Source organism: Halomonas urmiana (genome assembly GCF_005780185.1).
Lineage (GTDB): Bacteria > Pseudomonadota > Gammaproteobacteria > Pseudomonadales > Halomonadaceae > Halomonas > Halomonas urmiana.
In genome coordinates this window covers 1-4,023 of the sequence record NZ_VBUI01000056.1, presented here as the reverse complement: position 1 = coordinate 4,023, position 4,023 = coordinate 1, and the positions used below count along the sequence as shown (strand labels likewise).

General features: G+C 69.2%; 2 protein-coding genes. Both read right to left on the bottom strand.

The window, feature by feature from the left end:
* Window positions 1-385: 385 nt before the first annotated feature.
* Window positions 386-2,812 (bottom strand): MraY family glycosyltransferase, encoded by a 2,427-nt coding sequence (locus tag FEI13_RS18635; RefSeq protein WP_138182987.1) that lies wholly within the window; start codon window positions 2,810-2,812, stop codon window positions 386-388.
* Between the two features lie 569 nt (window positions 2,813-3,381).
* On the bottom strand, window positions 3,382-3,687 hold the full coding sequence (locus tag FEI13_RS18630) for a Rossmann-fold NAD(P)-binding domain-containing protein (protein ID WP_204758428.1): 306 nt from the start codon (window positions 3,685-3,687) through the stop codon (window positions 3,382-3,384).
* Window positions 3,688-4,023: the final 336 nt, after the last annotated feature.

Below are 4,023 nucleotides of genomic sequence, written 5' to 3'. Positions count from 1 at the left end.
AATATCCTCAGTCTCGGGGCAGGACGTTGCCCTCAAGAAGTTGGAATCCCTGTCCTTTAGGGCGGGGAGGACGTCAACCGTGGCGAGAAATTCGGCCCCCGTCGAGACGGGGGTGTCTCGGAACTGATGGGAGTGCACGCCACTACTTAGTAGCTGATCGCCTGCTGCTTCGGCCAGCTGCTTCACATCATCGACCGCACGCTCGAGAGAGCGTACCCGACGACACCACGCTGCTGCGTTTCCGCCATCCGCTGGAGAAGCATGCCCCGACCCAGTGGATCTTCGAGGAGATCGACGCCAGCCTGGCCAAGCAGGGCGACCCGGAGCTCAAGCTTGCCATACACAGCACGAGGATGGGCTGCCAGGCGCGAGACGCCCAGCCGCCTCAGGTGGGCGCCTCCACCTTGCTGCTACCCACGTGGCGCACGCCCGCCATCCCACGCTGGCGTAGCGCGGCCCGCTGGAAGACGGCCACCTGGGCCGCGGCGGTCAGCAGCACCATGAAGGCGAGCGGGCCGGGAAAGCGGGTGGGCACGGACAGCAGGCTCATTACCATCACCGCCACCCCACTGCTGAGCAGCCCCAGCGCCCAGGCCGAGTGCCAGGCGTGGCGCCAGGCCATCCACACGATGGCGTAGAAGGGAATCGCCACCGCCGCCGCGAAGCCCACCAGCCCGACCAAGCCCAGGCCGGCCGCCACACTGGCCAGCTGCGAGTGATAGGCCCGGTAGCCGGCCACCAGCTCCCCGTCGGCGGGCACCAGCCGGCCCGTGCCCAGCAGCCACTGGCCCTGCCAGCCCTGCAACGCCTGCTGCCACAGGGTGACGCGCTCGACCATGCCGGGGTGCAGCAGCTGGGCCAGGCGCGGCTGGTCGTTGAGCAGCAGGCCCAGGGCCTGCAGCGGCTGCACCAGCAGCTCGACCAGGCTCTGGCCCCCGCGCAGCAGCAGCTGGTGGCTGAGCACGCCCACCACCAGCACGCCCACCACCAGGCCCACGCCCGTCCGGCCCAGCCGGTAGCCCTGATGGCGGCCGAGCAGCGGGGTCGCCACGGCGAAGGTGGCCAGCCCCGCCAGGGCCGCCAGCCAGGCCGTGGTGTAGCCGGTGGCCATCAGGATGACCATGCCCGGCACGGCAAACAGCAGGCCCAGCGCGACCTGGTAGGCCGGGCGCCACCCCGTGCCCAGCCGCTGCAGGCCGGAGAACAGCAAACTGAACGCCGCCATCAGCCCCACGCTTGCCAGAAAGCCGGTCTGGGCCGGTGCGCCCCATACCCAGGGGTCGCGCACGGCGTGCGGCGTAAGGCTCGGCCAGTCGACGTGCAGCATGAAGGCCACGCCGCCGCCCACCAGCAGGGTCAGCACCAGCCACGGCCAGTGCAGCCGGAACTGGGCCAGCCACCAGGCGATGGGCAGGCTGGCCAGGCCGGTGATGGCCAGCAGCACCCAGCCGTTGGCATCGTTCGCCCCCAGCCCGCCGGCCGCCAGCAGGCGCAGCGCGATGAAGGCGCTCAGCGCCAGGCTGACCCAGAACAGCGGCAGGCGCACGGCGTCGCGCCAGAAGGCGGGATAGGCCGCCATGCCCGCGGCCACCGAGAGAACCGCCCCGGCCAGGGTCAGGCGGACCTCCAGCGCCAGGCTGCCGGCCATGAGATAGAGCCCAGCCAGCGCCAGCGCGCGGCGCCAGCCCCCCACCCTGGCCGACTTGCGCAGGCGCACCATGGGCACGGCCGGCTGGTGCAGGCGCGAGCCCAGGGTGGCGGCATGCAGGCGCCGCAGCGCCTTGCTGGTGCGCCAGGCGCGGCCCACGAACAGGCTGTGCGCGACCACCACCACGGCCAGGCCCACCAGCAGCAGGATATCCGGCACCCCCACCAGCGAGAACAGCACCCCGACCCCGCCCAGGCCGATCACGCAGAGCATCAGGACCAGGGTGGTCTGCCCCGGCGTGAACCCGGCGCGCAGGAAGATATGGTGCAGGTGGTCGCGATCCGCCGCCAGCGGGCTGCGCCCCTTGCGGATGCGCCGACACATCAGGCTCAGGGTATCCATCACCGGCAGCGCCAGCAGCCAGCCATAGGCCACCGGGCTGACCAGCGCCCGCTCGCTCTGCGAGAGCTCCACCACGAACCAGGCGATGGCAAAGCCCAGCGCCATGCTGCCGGCATCGCCCATGAACACGCTGGCCTTACTCCGCCAGGGGTGGCGCAGGTTGAAGAGCAGAAAGCCGGTGACCGCCGCGGCCAGGGTCACGATCACCGCCAGCAGGCTCAACTGGCTCTGCACCGAGGCCACGAAGGCCAGCCAGCCCAGCACGCCCAGGGTACTGCCCCCGGCCAGGCCATCCACGCCATCCATCATGTTGATGGCGTTGATCAGCCCGGCCACGGCGACGATGCTCACCGGCACCGCCAGCCAGCCCAGAGACACCTCCCCCACGCCGGGGAAGGTGCCCAGGTGATGCAGCACCCGCTGGCCCCACAGCACCATCAGCGCCGCCACCAGCAGCTGCACGCCCAGCTTGACGGTGCTGCGCATGTCGCGGGCGTCGTCGATCACCCCGCAGGCCACCAGCAGCACCAGGCCCACATAGAGCGGCAGCAGCTCCCCCACCGGCACCGGCTGCAGCGGCTGCACCAGCAAGAAGCCGATGAACACCCCCAGCCCCCCCGTCAGCGGCACGATGCCCTGGTGCTGCTTGCGCCCCCCCGGCACATCGGCCAGCCCCCAGGCGGTGGCCGGCCGCCGCAGCAGCAGGATAGACGCGCTGGAAAGCACCAGCGCCAGTACGGGAAGCACAGGAGTCATCATCATGAGCGAGGCTCGAGGTGGGAGGTTTCAGGGCCGAGGGCCGAGGGCCCAGCGCCCAGCGCCCAGCGCCCAGCGCCCAGCGCCCAGCGCCCAGCGCCCGGGATTATGAGGGCCGAGAAGCAATTGAGGAGAGGCTCTTCGTGGGAGTGCAATTTATTGCGCGATCCGCCGCGAAGCGGCGGCGAGGCGTCGAACCATTCGCTCCCACAAGGGCACGATGCGAGCATCAAGCTGTGGGAGCGACGGTTCGGCGCTCCGGCTTCAGATCCGGTTCGACGCCTCGACGATGGCGCCGCGAGGCGCCCAGGAGAACTCCACCGCCGCTTCGCGGCGGATCGCGATGCAAGCATCGCTCCCACAGAGGAACGGTGCGAGCATCAAGCTGTGGGAGCGATATTTATATCGCGATGGCGCCGCAGGCGCCCACGAGAACTCCACCACCGCTTCGCGCCGGATCGCGACGCAAGCGTCGAAGGGTCCCGAGAAGGCCTAAAGAGCCAAGCGAGAAGGGTCAGGCCATAAGGGGTTCCTTGCCCCTCGGCCCTTGCCCCTCGGCTCTAGGCCCTCAAGCCTCACACCCCATAAAACTCCCGATACCAGGCGACGAAGTTGGCCACGCCTTCCTTCACCGGCGTGGCGGGCTTGTACCCCACCGCCTTCTCCAGTTCGGTGGAATCGGCGTAGGTATCCGGCACATCGCCGAGTTGCAGCGGCAGCAACTCGCGGGTGGCCTGCATGCCCAGCGCGTCCTCGATCGCCTCGATGTACTCGGAGAGCTTCACCGGATCGTTGTTGCCGATGTTGAAGATGCGATACGGCGCATTGCTAGTGGCCGGGTCGGGGCGGTCGCTGTTCCACTCGGGGTAGGGCTTGGCCACGTCGTCGCTGACGCGTTCGCCACTTAGCCCAGAGTAAAATGTTTCGCGGCCCTCTCGGCCCCAATGGCCATAGCCGGCGGCATATCGAAGGCACGGCAGATTGGCCGCAGACACTTCTGTAACGCCTCATGGAGGCCACCCAGCGCTTTGTCCGGCAGCCCGGCCACCACCAGGATGCACTGCGGCTGAGCCCGATAAGCACCCGACGAAATCAGGTTCTTCGTCACATCATGTGGATTTGGCCTGATCCAGCAGGCGCCCCACGGGGCTGCCAATCAGGTAGATCATCGCGATGAAGTTGGCCTCGTTTCGGTAGCCGCGTGCGCGTGATCTGGC